The organism is Streptosporangiales bacterium (assembly GCA_009379955.1).
GTDB lineage: Bacteria > Actinomycetota > Actinomycetes > Streptosporangiales > WHST01 > WHST01.
This window is the reverse complement of sequence record WHST01000019.1, coordinates 1-13,878: the sequence shown is the minus strand read 5'-3', so window position 1 is coordinate 13,878 and position 13,878 is coordinate 1. Positions and strand designations below refer to the sequence as shown.

The 13,878-nt window shown below is 71.7% G+C and carries 15 protein-coding genes; 6 read left to right on the top strand and 9 right to left on the bottom strand.

The window, feature by feature from the left end; genetic code table 11:
* Nucleotides 1–2: 2 nt before the first annotated feature.
* Both GEV10_08225 and GEV10_08220 read right to left on the bottom strand, forming a co-directional pair.
* Nucleotides 3–1,568, bottom strand: a complete 1,566-nt coding sequence (locus GEV10_08225; GenBank protein MQA78451.1) for a propionate CoA-transferase — start codon at nucleotides 1,566–1,568, stop codon at nucleotides 3–5.
* The gene (locus GEV10_08220; GenBank protein MQA78450.1) at nucleotides 1,565–2,353 is read right to left on the bottom strand and encodes an enoyl-CoA hydratase/isomerase family protein; all 789 of its coding nucleotides are present in this window, start codon (nucleotides 2,351–2,353) and stop codon (nucleotides 1,565–1,567) included. The genes GEV10_08225 and GEV10_08220 overlap by 4 nt, the downstream gene beginning before the upstream one ends.
* Between GEV10_08220 and GEV10_08215 the strand changes: the two genes are divergently transcribed.
* Nucleotides 2,342–3,154, top strand: coding sequence for an FCD domain-containing protein (locus tag GEV10_08215; GenBank protein ID MQA78449.1), 813 nt, complete (start codon nucleotides 2,342–2,344; stop codon nucleotides 3,152–3,154). The two genes, GEV10_08220 and GEV10_08215, sit on opposite strands and share 12 nt — an antisense overlap.
* Before the next feature lie 36 nt (nucleotides 3,155–3,190).
* Here GEV10_08215 and GEV10_08210 read toward each other — a convergent pair whose 3' ends face one another.
* The 3 genes from GEV10_08210 to GEV10_08200 all read right to left on the bottom strand — a co-directional run bounded on the left by GEV10_08210 (nucleotide 3,191) and on the right by GEV10_08200 (nucleotide 5,235).
* A complete protein-coding gene (locus GEV10_08210) occupies nucleotides 3,191–3,475 on the bottom strand; it encodes a molybdopterin synthase sulfur carrier subunit (GenBank protein MQA78448.1) in 285 nt (94 codons plus the stop codon).
* On the bottom strand, nucleotides 3,475–4,563 hold the full coding sequence (locus GEV10_08205; protein MQA78447.1) for an exo-alpha-sialidase: 1,089 nt from the start codon (nucleotides 4,561–4,563) through the stop codon (nucleotides 3,475–3,477). The genes GEV10_08210 and GEV10_08205 overlap by 1 nt, the downstream gene beginning before the upstream one ends.
* 156 nt (nucleotides 4,564–4,719) lie before the next feature.
* The gene (locus GEV10_08200; protein ID MQA78446.1) at nucleotides 4,720–5,235 is read right to left on the bottom strand and encodes an AAA family ATPase; all 516 of its coding nucleotides are present in this window, start codon (nucleotides 5,233–5,235) and stop codon (nucleotides 4,720–4,722) included.
* 75 nt (nucleotides 5,236–5,310) lie between these two features.
* Between GEV10_08200 and GEV10_08195 the strand changes: the two genes are divergently transcribed.
* Entirely contained in the window at nucleotides 5,311–6,039 is a 729-nt protein-coding gene (locus GEV10_08195) for a VIT family protein (protein ID MQA78445.1), read from the top strand.
* Between the two features lie 10 nt (nucleotides 6,040–6,049).
* Here the strand turns inward: GEV10_08195 and GEV10_08190 are convergent, their stop codons facing one another.
* The 3 genes from GEV10_08190 to GEV10_08180 are packed head-to-tail and all read right to left on the bottom strand — an operon-like array spanning nucleotide 6,050 to nucleotide 8,233.
* A complete protein-coding gene (locus GEV10_08190; GenBank protein ID MQA78444.1) occupies nucleotides 6,050–6,856 on the bottom strand; it encodes an ABC transporter permease subunit in 807 nt (268 codons plus the stop codon).
* Nucleotides 6,831–7,742, bottom strand: coding sequence for an ATP-binding cassette domain-containing protein (locus GEV10_08185; protein MQA78443.1), 912 nt, complete (start codon nucleotides 7,740–7,742; stop codon nucleotides 6,831–6,833). Before GEV10_08185 ends, GEV10_08190 begins: the two co-directional genes overlap by 26 nt.
* A 5-nt stretch (nucleotides 7,743–7,747) precedes the next feature.
* The gene (locus GEV10_08180) at nucleotides 7,748–8,233 is read right to left on the bottom strand and encodes a MarR family transcriptional regulator (GenBank protein ID MQA78442.1); all 486 of its coding nucleotides are present in this window, start codon (nucleotides 8,231–8,233) and stop codon (nucleotides 7,748–7,750) included.
* A 209-nt stretch (nucleotides 8,234–8,442) separates the two neighbouring features.
* On the opposite strand from GEV10_08180, the gene GEV10_08175 reads away from it, so the two are divergent.
* From GEV10_08175 to GEV10_08165, 3 genes are read left to right on the top strand one after another with little or no spacing between them, the layout of a single operon-like run.
* Nucleotides 8,443–9,639 (top strand): amidohydrolase, encoded by a 1,197-nt coding sequence (locus GEV10_08175; GenBank protein MQA78441.1) that lies wholly within the window; start codon nucleotides 8,443–8,445, stop codon nucleotides 9,637–9,639.
* Between the two features lie 2 nt (nucleotides 9,640–9,641).
* Nucleotides 9,642–10,796 carry a hypothetical protein gene (locus GEV10_08170; GenBank protein ID MQA78440.1) on the top strand — a complete coding sequence of 385 codons (1,155 nt, stop codon included), beginning with the start codon at nucleotides 9,642–9,644 and terminating at the stop codon, nucleotides 10,794–10,796.
* 37 nt (nucleotides 10,797–10,833) lie between these two features.
* Nucleotides 10,834–12,021, top strand: coding sequence for an isochorismate synthase (locus tag GEV10_08165; GenBank protein ID MQA78439.1), 1,188 nt, complete (start codon nucleotides 10,834–10,836; stop codon nucleotides 12,019–12,021).
* A gap of 3 nt (nucleotides 12,022–12,024) precedes the next feature.
* Here the strand turns inward: GEV10_08165 and GEV10_08160 are convergent, their stop codons facing one another.
* The gene (locus GEV10_08160) at nucleotides 12,025–12,369 is read right to left on the bottom strand and encodes a tRNA-binding protein (GenBank protein ID MQA78438.1); all 345 of its coding nucleotides are present in this window, start codon (nucleotides 12,367–12,369) and stop codon (nucleotides 12,025–12,027) included.
* 90 nt (nucleotides 12,370–12,459) lie between these two features.
* Between GEV10_08160 and GEV10_08155 the strand changes: the two genes are divergently transcribed.
* The gene (locus GEV10_08155; protein ID MQA78437.1) at nucleotides 12,460–13,743 is read left to right on the top strand and encodes a gfo/Idh/MocA family oxidoreductase; all 1,284 of its coding nucleotides are present in this window, start codon (nucleotides 12,460–12,462) and stop codon (nucleotides 13,741–13,743) included.
* The last annotated feature ends 135 nt before the right edge of the window (nucleotides 13,744–13,878 follow it).

The window sequence follows — 13,878 nt, the reverse complement described above, 5'->3', positions numbered from 1 at the left end:
CGTCAGGGACGCAGGAGGGATGCGTCCCAGGTGGACAGATGGTCCGAGACGGAGACCTCGAACCCGATGAGATCGAGGACGTCGCGCTGCATGTCGACGCCCGGGGCGATCTCGACCAGCCGGAGCCCCTGGGCCGTGACGTCGAAGACGGCCCGTTCGGTGATCACCAGCGCCCGCTGTCCCCGGTCACGCACGCCTGGCCCGAGTCGGTAGGTGATGTCGTCGGCCTGCTCGACGAACTTGGACACCTTGCCCTCGCGGCGGATGTGGAGCCGGCCGTCGCTGCAGTCGACCTGCAGGCCGCCGGTGGTCAGCGTGCCGGCGAACACCAGCCGCTTCGCGTTGTGCGCGATGTCGATGAACCCGCCGGCTCCGGGGTTGGCCGTGCCGAAGCGGCTGACGTTGACGTTGCCCGACGCGTCGAACTGCGCGAACGCCAAGGCGGCGAACGGACATCCACCGCCGTCGATGAAGTCGAACTGGTACGCGCCGTCGAGCAGCGCCTCGGGGCCGTAGTTGGCGGAGAACTGCCAGCCGCTCATGACCGCTCCACCGAACGGCCCATGCTCGGTGGTGAACACGTAGTCGTCGAGGCGTCCGTCGTCGAGGGCACCGTCCTCGGCCATCGCGAGAACCGCGTCCGACGACGCGCCGAAGCCGAAGATGGCAGCCTCCCCCGGCCGGATCTCCCGCGCCACCCGGCGTGCGATGACCTTGTCCGCCCCGCTGGGCAAGCGGGGCAGCCGGTCGACGACGTCCGGCACGTACCCCAGATATCCCGGGTCGTCCCGCACGTCCGTACCGGTCATCTCCTCGGCGGCAACCACGACGTGGTCGACGAGTGTGCCCGGTATACGGACGGCGTGCGCCGGACGTGACCCGCGCGACACGACGCTCCCGACCTGCGCGATGACCGTTCCGCCGCTTGCCTTGACGGCCAGCGCGAGCGCGATCGCGCTGGACACGAGCGGCTGGTCCTCGAAGGAGAGGTTCCCGGCCTCGTCGGCGCTGCCGGCCCTGATGATGCCCACGTCGAGAGGCCAGGTCGGGTAGAAGAGGTACTCCTGACCGCGGAACTCGACGACCTCGACGAGCTGGTCTGTGGCACGGCTGGTGAACCGTCCGCCGCCGTACCGTGGGTCGACGTAGGTGCCCAACCCGATCTCGGTCAGGTACCCCGGGCTTCGTCGTGCGACCTCGCGGAGCCAGTGCATGGACGCGCCGATCGGCCAGCTGTAGGCCTCGATCAGATCGCCCTGGATGAGTTCCATGAGCGCCGGACGCTGCCCGGTCTGCGGATGCTTCGGGTTGATGTAGGAACCCGAGACGATCCGGCGCATCAGCCCCTTCTTCGCCACATGGTCCATGCCGGGGATCCCGATCGCGTCCCCGGTACCCACGGGGAAGTAGAAGGTGAGCCCTTCGGGCGAGCCGGTCGATTCGAAGCGCTCACCGAGTGCCCGCAGCACCACGTCCGGGGTCAGCCACCCGATCACCCCGGTGCTCGCCACGGTGTGGCCGTCACGAACCACGGATACGGCCGTGGCCGCATCGCAGACCTTGCTCATGGAGACTCCTCGGAGAGCTGCACACGAAAACGGTCGAGACTGTGCCGAGCGGCACCGGATTCACAGTTCTGCGCGAACATCCAGTTCGTGCGGGCATCGAGCGTCTCGGCATTCGCCGACGCCGAGTCCGCGAGCGCACGTTTGGTCGCGGCGACGGCGGCCGGGGGAAACGCGGCCAGGCGCGAGGCGATGCCGACGGCGACATCGAGAGCATCGTCAGGAGCGGCGAGCTCGTCCACGACACCGAGTCGGTGCAGGTCCGCACCGGTCGACGGCTCGTCTCCCCACGCCAGCCGTCTCGCCACGGTCGGTCCGCCTCTGGCGACCAGCGCCTGTATGCCCCACGGCGGGACCCAACCCAGCTGGACCTCGGGGAGATGCCACCGCGCCGCCGCGGTCGTGACCACCAGGTCACAGGCGAGGGCGAGGAGGAAGCCGCCGCCGATCGCGAAGCCCTCCACCGCGGCGACGACCGGCGTGCCCAGTTGCGCGACCGCGCGCGCGACCTGACCGGCCCTGGCCTCGTGATGGGCCATCTCCCGCACGTCCATGCGTCCCAGTTCGCGCAGGTCGGACCCGGCGCAGAAGCCGGGTGACGCTCCCGCGAGCACGACGGCGCCCACGGCTTCGTCGGCGTCCAGCTCGGCAAGACTCCGGTCGAGGTCGTCCACGAGCTCGCGGCACAGCGCGTTCCTCGCCGCCGGCCTGTTGAGCCGGACAACCGCGACTCCAGCATCCACAGCGCACTCGAGCACCGCGGACGACTCCCGAACATGTCCAGCCATGGTCAGTCATATTGGTCTGGCCACAGGCCAAATGTCAAGAGATTGGTCTGGTCACAGTCCACTGACAGGTCGCCACTCCGATGTGGTACAAAGCGGAGTGTGAACCCAGCAGGCGGGCTGCCCTTCGACCTCCAACCGATCCGGAAGGTCGAGACCTTCCGGGCGGTGCTCGACCAGCTGTCGAGCTTCGTCGAGCACCTGCAGCCGGGTGACCGGCTCGGCTCGGAGCGGGAGCTCGCGACACGCCTGCACGTCAGCCGCGTGACCGTTCGTGAGGCCCTCAGAGCCCTCGAGGGAATGGGCAAGGTCGACATCCGCAGGAACAGCGGCACCTTCGTCGCTCGCCCCGCCCCGCACACCCTGGTGAGCGTCCGGCCCCCCGACCATGTCGACGACGAGTACGTGCGCTATCTCTGCGACATCCGGGCCGGGATCGAATGCGAGATCCTGCGGGTGCTCTCCCGGCAGGCATCGCCGGACCTCAGCACCGCGGAAGCTGCCCTGGTCCGTGCCGAGCGCGAGATCGCCGAAGAGACCCAGCAAGGAAGCCTGGACACCAGCTTCGAAGCCGGCTTGGGGCACGCCACGGGCAACCCGGTCCTGATGGAGTTCCAGCAGGCCATCCACGAGCTGTGGCTCCACGCCTGGATCACGCTCGGCGGCTCCATCGCCAACCGCCGGCATCTGCACGAGGAACACCTCGACATCGTGGACGCGCTGAAGAACGGCGAGCACGACCTCGCAGAACGGCGGATGCGTGAGCACATCACCGGGCTCGAGGAAGATCGGAACAGGATCTGAACGCTGCGTCTCGATCCGTCTCGGACAGCGGTGAGGTCAGCCTCCCGAGACGGACGGCAGGACGGTGATGTCGACGCCGGCGCGTACCGGGGTGTCGAGCAGCTCGGCGTCGCGCACGTTGGTGTCGCCGACGAAGACGTTGACATGACGGCGCAGCCCGCCGGCCTCGTCCTGGATGCGCCGGTGCAGTGTCGGCCGGTCGGCGGCCAGGGTCTGGAGGACGGTGCCGACCGTGGCGTCGGCCGGCACGTCGAGCTCGATCCTGGACTCCCCCGCGGTGAACTGGCGCAGGGCACCCGGCACCACCACGGCGATACGCATCACAGGACGAGCGCTCGGAGGGACAGGACGTCGGGCAGGTTGCGCGCGAGCAGCTGCCAGCTCTCGCCCTCGTCACGGCTGGCGTAGAGCTCGCCGTTGCGGCTGCCGAAGTACACCCCGGCGGGATCTGCGGTGTCGGCGCACATCGCGTCGCGCAGCACGACCGAGTGATAGCCCTCCTGCTGGAGTCCCTCGCCGAACGACTGCCAGCTGGCGCCCGCGTCGTCGGACCGCCACACGCGGCACGCGCCGCCGGGCGGGATGCGCTCACCACCGGAGATGACCGGGAAGAGGAAGATGGTGTCGGGCCGGTGCGGATGCACCACCATCGGGAAGCCGAAGTTGGTCGGCAGCCCGTCCTCGATCGGCTGCCACGAACCGCCGCCGTCGTCGGTGCGGTAGACGCCGCCGTGGTTCTGCGCGTACATCCGGTCGGGTCGATCACGGTGACTGGTGACCTTGTGCACGCACTGACCGAACTCCGGGAACGGGTCGGGCATGAACTCCGCCGCGATGCCCTTGTTGGCCGGCGCCCAGCTCGACCCGCCGTCGGCCGTGCGGTAGACGCCGCCGGTGGACATGGCGACCGTGACACGCTGCGGGTCGGTCGGATGCGGGAGGACGGTGTGGATCGCCTGCCCACCGAACCCCGCGCCCCACTGCGACCGGTGCGGGTGGTCCCACAACGCCTCGACCAGCTCGAACGTCGTCCCACCATCGGCGGAGCGGAACAGCGCGCTCGGCTCGGACCCGGCGTAGACGACGTCGGGCTCGGACTCGGCGCCGGGCTGGATCTGCCAGACCCGGCGCAGTGCCTCGCCGGTGCGTTCGGGGAACCGGACGGGCGCCGACTCGGGCTCGGTCCACGTCGCGCCGAGGTCGTCGGAGCGGAAGACCGAGGGCCCCCAGTGCTCGCTGTCGGCCGACGCGAACAGGCGCGGCGTCGCCCGCCGGGTGTCGATGCCGACCCCGTAGACGGCGTTCATCATGAACCGCATCGGCTCGACCTGCCAGCGGCTGCGCCCGTCCTGGCTGCGGGCGATCACGAGACCCTTGCGGGTGCCTGCCAGGAGAAGGACCTCTGTCATGCCCGAGATTATGCGCCTTCCCGCCGACACTCGCTTCTCCTATCTTGGCGCGTCGCTCTGGCCCGTGGCCGGCGAGGGTGACCCGTCACGTCCGAAACACTGGTAGCTATCGCCACCAGTTCCTCGGACGCAACGGTGCGGGCGGAGAACCGACCGTCACGCGGCGAACCTCGCCGCGAGGTCGTCCACGAGCGTGTCGGCGGGCTTCGTCGCGTCGACCACGACACCGCGCTCGTCGGTGCCGAGTGGCTCCAGCGCCGCGAGCTGGCTGTCGAGCAGCGACGCCGGCATGTACTCGTGCGTGCGGTGCGACACCCGGTCGGCGAGCTCCTCCCTCGTGGCGTGGAGGTGGACGAACGCGACCTCGGGCCGATCCGCGCTCAGCACGTCCCGGTACGCGCGCTTGAGCGCCGAGCACGTCACCACGGCGCTGCGTCCGGACCTGATGTCCTCGTCGATCTCCTCGGCGACCCTGCCCAGCCACGGCCACCGGTCGTCGTCGGTCAGTGGCTCGCCCGACCGCATCTTCGCGACGTTGGCGGGCGGGTGGAGCTCGTCACCCTCGACGAAGCGCCAGCCCAACCGTTCGGCCAGCGGGCGCCCGACGGTCGTCTTGCCGGACCCCGACACCCCCATGACGACCAGGACCGTGGGCGACGTTTTCCGGGTCATGACCGACAACCCTCGCACATCAGGAGAGCCTTGCCTTGCTGGCGGGTGACCGGGCACCGACCTACCGTGAACGGCGTGAGCGCACGGACGCAGCCTGAGGACACGGGCCATGACGAGCCGCATCGCGAGGGGCTCGGGCAGCGGCTCAACTGGCTGCGCGCCGGCGTCCTCGGTGCCAACGACGGCATCGTGTCGACGGCGGGCATCGTGGTCGGCGTGGCCGGTGCGACGACGCAGACCGGCGCGATCGTCACCGCCGGCGTCGCGGGACTCTTCGCGGGCGCCATGTCGATGGCCGTCGGCGAGTACGTCTCGGTCAGCACCCAGCGCGACACCGAGCGCGCGATGCTCGACCTGGAACGCCGCGAGCTCGCCGAGGAACCCGCGGCCGAGCTCGAGGAGCTCACCAGGATGTACGAGGACAGGGGCCTGTCCCGCGACCTCGCGGAACGGGTCGCCGCCGAGCTCACCGACCACGACGCCCTCGCCGCGCATGCCGCGCTCGAGTTCCGCCTCGACCCGGACGAGCTGACCAACCCGTGGTACGCCGCGCTCGCCTCGTTCCTCGCGTTCACGGTCGGTGCCCTGTTGCCGCTCCTCGCGATCACGCTCGTCCCGGCACCGTTGCGCATCGTCGTGACGTTCGCCGCCGTCGTCGCGGCCCTCGCCCTGACCGGTTCGGTCAGCGCACGTCTCGGCAAGGCACCGCGCGGGGGCGCGGTCTGGCGCAACGTGCTCGGCGGCGCCGTCGCGATGGCCGTGACGTACGGCGTCGGCACGCTGCTCGGTTCGTTCTCCTGGTGACCCGCCGCGCTCAGGTCGCGATGTCGCGCCGGTCGAACACGACCGTGCCGGCTCCGACAAGGACGAGCGTCGCCGCGAGCAGCACGCCGAGATGGCCGAGGTCGACGCCACCGCGCAGCGGCGAGCTCTCCGCGTAGTAGTAGAAGGCCGACGCCCTCCGCACCCAGCCCATGCCCTCGATCATCGGGACGACGGTGTTGCAGGCGTACGCGACGACGCCGACGACCGCGACGGCGCCGACGGCAGGTGCCCGGCGTCCGGTGACCGCGCCCACGGCGAAGCCGAGAGCCGTGAACGTCATGCCGAGCATCGCCAGGTGCACGGCCATCGCGGCGTGGTCGCCGGCGCCGAGGTCGAGCTCGGCCGGGCCGTTCGTCGCGACGAGGGCCAGCCAGACGCCGGCGCAGAACACCAGCATGCCGACGAGCGCGGCGGCGAGCCGTTCCAGTGCCAGGGCGACCCGACCGACCGGATGCGCGAGGACGAGGTCGAGCGTGCCGGTCTCCTCGTCCGCGGCCACGGTGCGGGCGCCGAGACCCGCGGCGAAGACGAGCACGAGGATCGGCACGACGAGCGCGAAGACACTCGACTCCAGGTAGCCGACGGGCGACGACACGTCGGTCATGCCCATCGCCCGCAGCACCTCGGGCGAGAACGCCTCGAGCGACCTGGCCATCTCCGGGGTGTTCATCGACGGGTAGAACGCCGCGTACATGGCGACGACGAGGCCGACCGCGACCGCCCAGGCGAGGAACGACCTGCGCTGGTCCCAGACCGCCTTGGTGAAGACGTTACGCAGCATCGCTCGTCCCCGCATCGGCGTAGTAGTGGAGGAACAGCTCCTCCAGGTCGGGCTCCTCGGAGCGCAGGCTCAGCACGTCGTGGCGGGCGATCGCCTTGACGAAGCCGTCCGCGCTGCCGCCCAGCCGGCAGGTGAGCACATGCCCGGTGACGGTCAGGGCGCCCACGCCCGGGATCGAGGCGAACTCGGTAGCGGTGACCGGCTCGGCGAACCGCACCTCGACGTCGCGGACGGCGCGGCGGCGCAACGTCTCGACCTTCTCCACGGTGACGAGCCGGCCCGCCCTGATGATGCCGACGCGGTCGGCCGTCTGCTGGACCTCGCTCATGATGTGCGACGACATGAAGACGGTCTGCCCGCCCGCGCGCGCCTCCCGCGTGAGCGCCAGGAACTCCTGGCTCACCAGCGGGTCGAGACCGCTGGTGGGCTCGTCGAGGATCAGCAGCTCGGGCTCGTGCATGAACGCCTGGACCAGGCCCACCTTCTGCCGGTTGCCCTTCGACATCGCGCGCACTCGCCTGCCGAGGTCGAGTCCCAGCCGCTCCGCGAGCGCGTCGATGCGTGCGGCGGGGACGCCGCCGCGCAGGTGGCCGAGGTATGTGAGCAGCTCCCTTGCGGACTGCCTGCCGTCGACGACGAAGTCGCCGGCGAGGTACGACAACCGGCGCCGCAGCGCGGCACCTCCCGCCCGCGGGTCGGTGCCGAAGAGCTCCGCGCGACCACTCGTCGGGCGGAGCAGGTCGAGCAGCAGCCGGATCGTCGTGCTCTTCCCCGCCCCGTTGGGGCCGAGGAACCCGAAGACCTCGCCCCGCTCGACCACGAGGTCGAGCCCGTCGACCCCACGCGCGCGGCCGTACCGCTTGGTGAGTCGCTCGGTGCGGATGACCGGTCCGTCGCCCATCGGCGTCACCCCTTCCGCCGCCGGTCCCAGCGTTCGCGCATCCGGGGGATCTCCGCGTCGAGCCAGGCGAAGAGATCGTGGATCCCCTGCAGCCGGCGGCGCCTGTCCTCCCGGTCGCCGGGCATCATCGCCAGGCCGCGCGCGGCCAGGTCGACGAAGTGGCCGACACCCTGCAGCTGCGCCCAGGTCAGCTCCTCGAAGCCCCCCTCGCGCATCCGGTAGAGATCGCGCCGCTCGCCCGGACGGCCGAACCGTTCGACCCACTGCGCGCCCGTGAGGGTCTTCAGCGCCCCGCTGACCGACCCCTTGCTCGCCCCGAGTCCCGCCACGACCTGGTTGAACGTCTGCTCCGGCGGGTCGCAGATCATCAGCCAGCCGAGCGTGCGCCCGGTCATCCGGACGAGACCCATCCGCTCGAAGACGAGGGCGACCTCCTCGACGAAGGCGAGCTCGTCGTCGCTCGGCTGCCAGCCACCCGACTCCCGTTCCATGTGTTCAGCATGTACTGAACACATGGAACATGCAAGAGGGCTCAGCCGCCGGGCGCGTCCACCTTCGGCGCGACGCGCAGGCGGCGCCGACCACCCACAGCCCGGCGTTCTGCGAGCCGGTGCTGTCCCCTCGGTCGAGATCGTCACGATGGGCCGCGAACGATCATGCCGCGCTGGGCCGCCGGAGGCCAGAGCGGCATACTCGCGACATGCCTCGATTCCCTCGCCTGCTCGACGACGCGCGCGCCCTGCACGACCGCACGGTGGAGCTCCGCCGCACGATCCACCGCCGCCCCGAGATCGGTCTCGACCTCCCGCACACGCGGCGAGCGGTGCTGGCCGAGATCGCCGACCTCGGCCTGGCGCAGCGCCTGTCCGAGCGGACGTCCGCGGTCGTCGCCGTCCTCGACGGCGCCCGGCCCGGGCCGACGGTGATCCTGCGCGGCGACATGGACGCGCTGCCCCTGCACGAGGACACCGGCCTGCCGTTCGCGTCCGAGGTGGACGGCGCGATGCACGCATGCGGCCACGACACCCACGTCGCGATGCTCGCGGGCGCGGCCCGCCTGCTGAGCGCGCGCCGCGCCGAGCTCGGCGGGCGCGTCGTGTTCTTCTTCCAGCCTGGCGAGGAGACCCACGGCGGTGCGCGCATCGCGCTCGAGGAGGGTCTGCTCGACGACGTCGGCGACGTCGTTGGCGCATTCGCCCTGCACATCACCACCGCGGAACGCTCCGGCGTCGTCGCGCTCCGACCCGGCGCTCAGCTCGCGGCGACCGACACGTTCTTCGTGACCGTCGAGGGCCGGGGCGGCCATGCGTCGGCGCCCGCCCTCGCCAACGACCCGATCCCGGTCGCGTGCGAGATGGTCACCGCGCTACAGACGGTGATGACCCGGCGGGTCAAGGCGTTCGACCCGGCCATCGTGACGGTCGCACACCTCACCGCGGGCACGACCACCAACGTCATCCCGTCCACCGCGGTGTTCGAGGGCACGGTCCGCACCCTGTCCGAGGAGGTACGGGTCGCGGTGCGGGAGCACATCCACCGCGTCACCGCGGGAGTCGCCGCCGCCCACGACATGACCGTCGACGTCCGCATCGAACCCGGCTACCCGGTGACCGTCAACGACGCGGACTTCGCCGAGCGCGTCCACACGGTCGCCGGCGACCTGCTCGGCGCCGACGGCGTCCGCCGCATGGAGAACCCGATCATGGGCGCCGAGGACTTCTCGTACCTCCTGCAGCGGCACCCGGGCGCGATGGCGTTCCTCGGCGGCTGCCTGCCGAGCGAGGATCCCGCGTCGACCGCCTGGAACCACTCGAACCTGGTCGTGTTCGACGAGGACGCGCTGAGCGTCGGCGTCGCCACCCACGCCGCCGTCACGCTCGACCTGCTCGGCGACTGACGGTGCCGGCGCCGCCCGCCGACGTGCGGTACGTCCCGGTCGCGCGAGCGCGAGCCCTGTGGCCCGCGGCCGTGACACTCGCGGCGGGCGCCGTCCTCGCCGTGCTCTTCCTGCGCGTCCTGGGGCCCCGCGGAGTTGGCGCCGCGCTGGTGTTCGTCGTGTTCGCCCTCATCTTCCTCGCGAGCAGGACCAAGGGCGGCATGCAACGCCCGCCGCTCGGCGTCTCGCCGACCGGCCTCGTCGTGGACCTGCCCAGCGGCGGGCGGAGGGTGGTCCCCTGGGAAGCGGTTCGGGACGGCTGGATCGCCGCGCGCGGAAGACCACGGGCGGAACACGTCTGCTTCGCCGTCGACGGGCTCCCGGACGTCGCACCCGGACGGTCGCCGTTGGTCGTGGTGTCGGACGCCGACCGTCGGCACGTCGCGATCCTCGCGCAGTTCCTCGCAGCGGACGTCACCGCGATCGACGCGCTCGTCCGCGAGGCGTCGGGCGGGCGGGTGCGGCTGCTCACGACCCTCCCACCCGGCCTGCCGGCGGTGCTGCGCACCGACACCGGGGACGTGACCGTTCTGCGAGCCGGGCGGTCATGGGCCACCTTCCTGTCGTTCTGCCTGGCGGCCGTGTGCGGCGCCATCCTCCTCGCCCAGGTCCTCGGCCTCATCGTCGTGATCGCGTTCGACGTCGCGGCACCAGCGTGGGCCACGAGCGCCATGGCAGTCCTGTGGTTCATCGCGCTGGCCGGCTTCATCGTCGCCGCCGGGGCCACGGTCGCGTTCTCGCTCCTCACCGGCCCGGGCCGTCCGGTCACGCCGGCCCGGCTCACCGCGGACGGCATCGACCTCGTCGTGGCGTCGCGTACCTACTCGCTGCACGTGCCGTGGGAGCGCGTACAGATGCTCGACGTCGCGCAGGCACCGGCGGGGCTGCTGCGCCGCGGACGCGTCCGCGCGGTCCGCGTCGTCGTCGGGATCGGCGCGGGCGAGCTCGCGCGGCTGCCGCTCGACCAGCGACCGTGGCTCACCCGGGTGCGGAACGAGCTCGGCTGTGACGTCGCGTTCGCGGTGCGCCGCGACGAGGACCTCGCCGCGGCCGGCGAGGCGGCCCGCCGGTTCACGAACGGCCGGCTGCGCCTGGGTGACGCGCACGCAGGGCACTAGGTTGGGACACGGGCGGCGCAGAGATCTGGGGGTTCCGATGACGCTCGACGAGGCGGCCATCGAGGCCGTGCCGGAGGATCTGCTGGCCGCGTACGGCCCCGGGAGGTCGTACTACACCTCGCCGAGTGGTGGCCTGTTGACCGAGGGGGTACGCGCCCGGCTTCCCGTGACGGGGACGGCCGGTGACTGGGCCACGCTCGCCGAACGGGCCGGGGAGCTCGTCGCGTCCGGCGGCGACCCCGACGCGATCGTCCTCGGCGCCGTGCCGTTCGACCACGCGCAACCGGCGCACCTGGTCGTCCCCGAGACCGTGCACCGTGCTCCACCACTGAGCCCGCAGGCCGTCCTGCGCGTCGACGTCCCCCGGGTCCACGAGTGGCGGGAGCGGCACGACCTCGGCCCGGACGGCTACGCGCGAGCGGTGGCCGAGGCCGTACGCCGGTTCGCCGCCACGGAGCTGGAGAAGGTCGTGCTCGCCCGCGCGGTCGACGTGACCGTGTCGTCGGGCATCGACGTCCGTGCCGTCCTCACCTCGCTGGCCGCGCGCGACCCCGGCGGCTACACCTTCGCCATCGACGTGCCGGCCGGCCCGGGTGGTCGGCGTACCTTTCTCGGCGCGAGCCCGGAGCTGCTCGTCAGGCGGGCGGGCGACCGGATCGTGGCCCACCCGCTGGCGGGTTCCGCCGCGCGCAGCGCCGACCACCGCGAGGACCGGGAGCGGGCGCAGGCCCTGCTCCAGTCGGCCAAGGAACGGCACGAGCACGCCGTCGTGATCGACGACGTCGCTCGCCTGCTGCGGCCGTTCTGCCGCAGCCTCTCCGTGCCGCCGGGTCCCGAGCTGGTCAACACACGGTCGATGTGGCACCTCGCCACCCGCCTGGAGGGCGTACTCGCCGACCCGTCGACGAGCTCGCTCGACGTCGCCTGCGCCTTGCACCCCACCCCGGCGGTCTGCGGCACGCCGACCGACCTGGCCCACGACACGATCGCCGAGCTCGAGCCGTTCGACCGGGGCTACTACACCGGCATGGTCGGGTGGCAGGACGCCGCGGGCGACGGCGAGTGGGTGGTCACGGTCCGCAGCGCCGAGATCGAGGGCGAGCGGCTCCGGCTCTACGCGGGCGCCGGGATCGTCGACGGATCGGTGCCGGCGGACGAGGTGCGCGAGACGTCCGCGAAGCTCCGCACCCTGCTCGACGCCGTGGGCATCGACGCCGAACTGTAGACGTCAGCCGACCACGTCACCGGGCTCCGGCCCCGGCTGGTCGACGGAGAGCAAGCCGACCCGGCCGTCGCTCGCGTAGGCCCCGAGCATGAGGAACTCGCTCCTGACCCCCGCGATCTGCCGGCTGCCGATGTTGACCACTCCCACCACCAACCGGTCGCGCAGCTGCTCCACCTCGTAGTGCGCGACCTGCGCGCTCGTCGTCCTCACCCCGAGCAGGCCGAAGTCGACGTCGACCACGTACGCGGACTTGCGTGCCGTGTCGTGTGGTCGGATGTCCACGACGCGGCCGACGCGGATGTCGAGGTCGAAGAAGCTGCTCGGCTCCACTTCCGGCTTAGGGCGCATGATCCCAAGTCTGTCGAACCGCGTGCGGCAAGATCGACAAGATCAACATGACGGACCGGTGCATTTCGCATGCTGAGACGAAGGACGAGAATGGTCACGGAACGCAACCAGCAAGGGGAGACCGGCCCGGGTGAGCCCTTACGCCTCGTGATCGTGGGCGCCGGCAACAGGGGCAGCACGTACGCCCGTCTGGCGACGGCGTCGGGGCGTGCCCGGGTGGTCGCCGTCGCCGAGCCGCGCGACGCCAGGCGCGAGGCACTCGCTGCCGAGCTGGGCGTCGACGCGGACTCCTGCGTCGCCGACTGGCGCGAGCTCGCCGCGCGACCGAGGTTCGCCGACGCGGTGACCGTCACGACCCTGGACCACGACCACGTCGAGCCCGCCGTCGCCTTCGCCGAGCGCGGCTACCACCTGCTGCTGGAGAAGCCGATGGCCACCAGCGAGGCGGACTGCCTGCGCATCGTCAACGCGGTCGAGCGCGCCGGCGTCACCTGCGCGGTGTGCCACGTCATGCGCTACACCCCCTACAGCCGGGCGCTGGACACCCTCCTCGACGCGGGTCGGATCGGTGGCGTCGTGGGCATCGAGCACCTCGAGCCCGTCGGCTGGTGGCACCACGCGCACTCGTTCGTCCGCGGCAACTGGCACCGCTCCGAGGTCGGTCCGATGCTGATGACGAAGTCGTGCCACGACATCGACTGGCTGGCGAGCGTCGCCGGCACCCGGGTCCGGCGGGGGTCGTCGTTCGGCGCGCTGCACCACTTCCGGCCGGAGAACGCGCCCGCCGGTGCCACGGAACGCTGCCTCGACTGCCCGGCCGAGCCGGCGTGCCCGTACTCGGCGAGGAAGATCTACCTCGACCGCACGCCGGAGGAGCGGCGGCGCTGGCCGGTGTCCGTCGTGTCGCACGACCCGAGCGACCAGGCCCTCACCAGGGAGCTGCGCGAGGGACCGTACGGACGCTGCGTCTACTCCGGCGACAACGACGTGGTCGACCACCAGGTCGTGAGCCTCGAGTACGAGGGCGGCATGACCGCGTCGTTCACCATGACCGCGTTCGCCGAGGCGGCGCACCGCAAGACCAGGATCTTCGGCACGCACGGACGGATCGAGGGCGACGGCGTCCACCTGTCCGTCCTGGACTTCCGCGACGGCACGACGGAGACGATCGACGCCCACGCCGGAGGCGACGCGACCGCGGCCGGCGGCCACGGCGGCGGTGACGGCGGCATCGTCACCGCGTTCCTCGACGCCCTGGCCACCGGCGAGCCCGGCCACATCCGCACCAGCCCCCGCGACAGCCTCGCGTCGCACCGGGTCGTCTGGGCCGCCGAGCGCGCCAGGCACACCGGCACGGTCGTCACCCTGGACTGACCAACCTATGAGGTCGAAGTCAAGTCCGGGCTTGAGGTGAGCTTGGGCATGGTGGGCTGGCTCACCGGCTGGATGCCGCTGAGCTTGGTCGTGGGTGGATGGTGGTGCGTCGCTGCGGGCGGTGCCTCGCGCCCG

Bases quoted from the DNA above. Each gene is read 5' to 3' on its own strand.
- GEV10_08185 (MQA78443.1), bottom strand. From the start codon at position 7,742: ATGGGCGACGGACCGGTCATCCGCACCGAGCGACTCACCAAGCGGTAC.
- GEV10_08190 (MQA78444.1), bottom strand. From the start codon at position 6,856: ATGCGGGGACGAGCGATGCTGCGTAACGTCTTCACCAAGGCGGTCTGG.
- GEV10_08215 (MQA78449.1), top strand. From the start codon at position 2,342: ATGTCCAGCCATGGTCAGTCATATTGGTCTGGCCACAGGCCAAATGTC.
- GEV10_08200 (MQA78446.1), bottom strand. From the start codon at position 5,235: ATGACCCGGAAAACGTCGCCCACGGTCCTGGTCGTCATGGGGGTGTCG.
- GEV10_08175 (MQA78441.1), top strand. From the start codon at position 8,443: ATGCCTCGATTCCCTCGCCTGCTCGACGACGCGCGCGCCCTGCACGAC.
- GEV10_08225 (MQA78451.1), bottom strand. From the start codon at position 1,568: ATGAGCAAGGTCTGCGATGCGGCCACGGCCGTATCCGTGGTTCGTGAC.
- GEV10_08160 (MQA78438.1), bottom strand. From the start codon at position 12,369: ATGCGCCCTAAGCCGGAAGTGGAGCCGAGCAGCTTCTTCGACCTCGAC.
- GEV10_08155 (MQA78437.1), top strand. From the start codon at position 12,460: ATGGTCACGGAACGCAACCAGCAAGGGGAGACCGGCCCGGGTGAGCCC.
- GEV10_08205 (MQA78447.1), bottom strand. From the start codon at position 4,563: ATGACAGAGGTCCTTCTCCTGGCAGGCACCCGCAAGGGTCTCGTGATC.
- GEV10_08210 (MQA78448.1), bottom strand. From the start codon at position 3,475: ATGCGTATCGCCGTGGTGGTGCCGGGTGCCCTGCGCCAGTTCACCGCG.
- GEV10_08165 (MQA78439.1), top strand. From the start codon at position 10,834: ATGACGCTCGACGAGGCGGCCATCGAGGCCGTGCCGGAGGATCTGCTG.
- GEV10_08180 (MQA78442.1), bottom strand. From the start codon at position 8,233: ATGGAACGGGAGTCGGGTGGCTGGCAGCCGAGCGACGACGAGCTCGCC.
- GEV10_08220 (MQA78450.1), bottom strand. From the start codon at position 2,353: ATGGCTGGACATGTTCGGGAGTCGTCCGCGGTGCTCGAGTGCGCTGTG.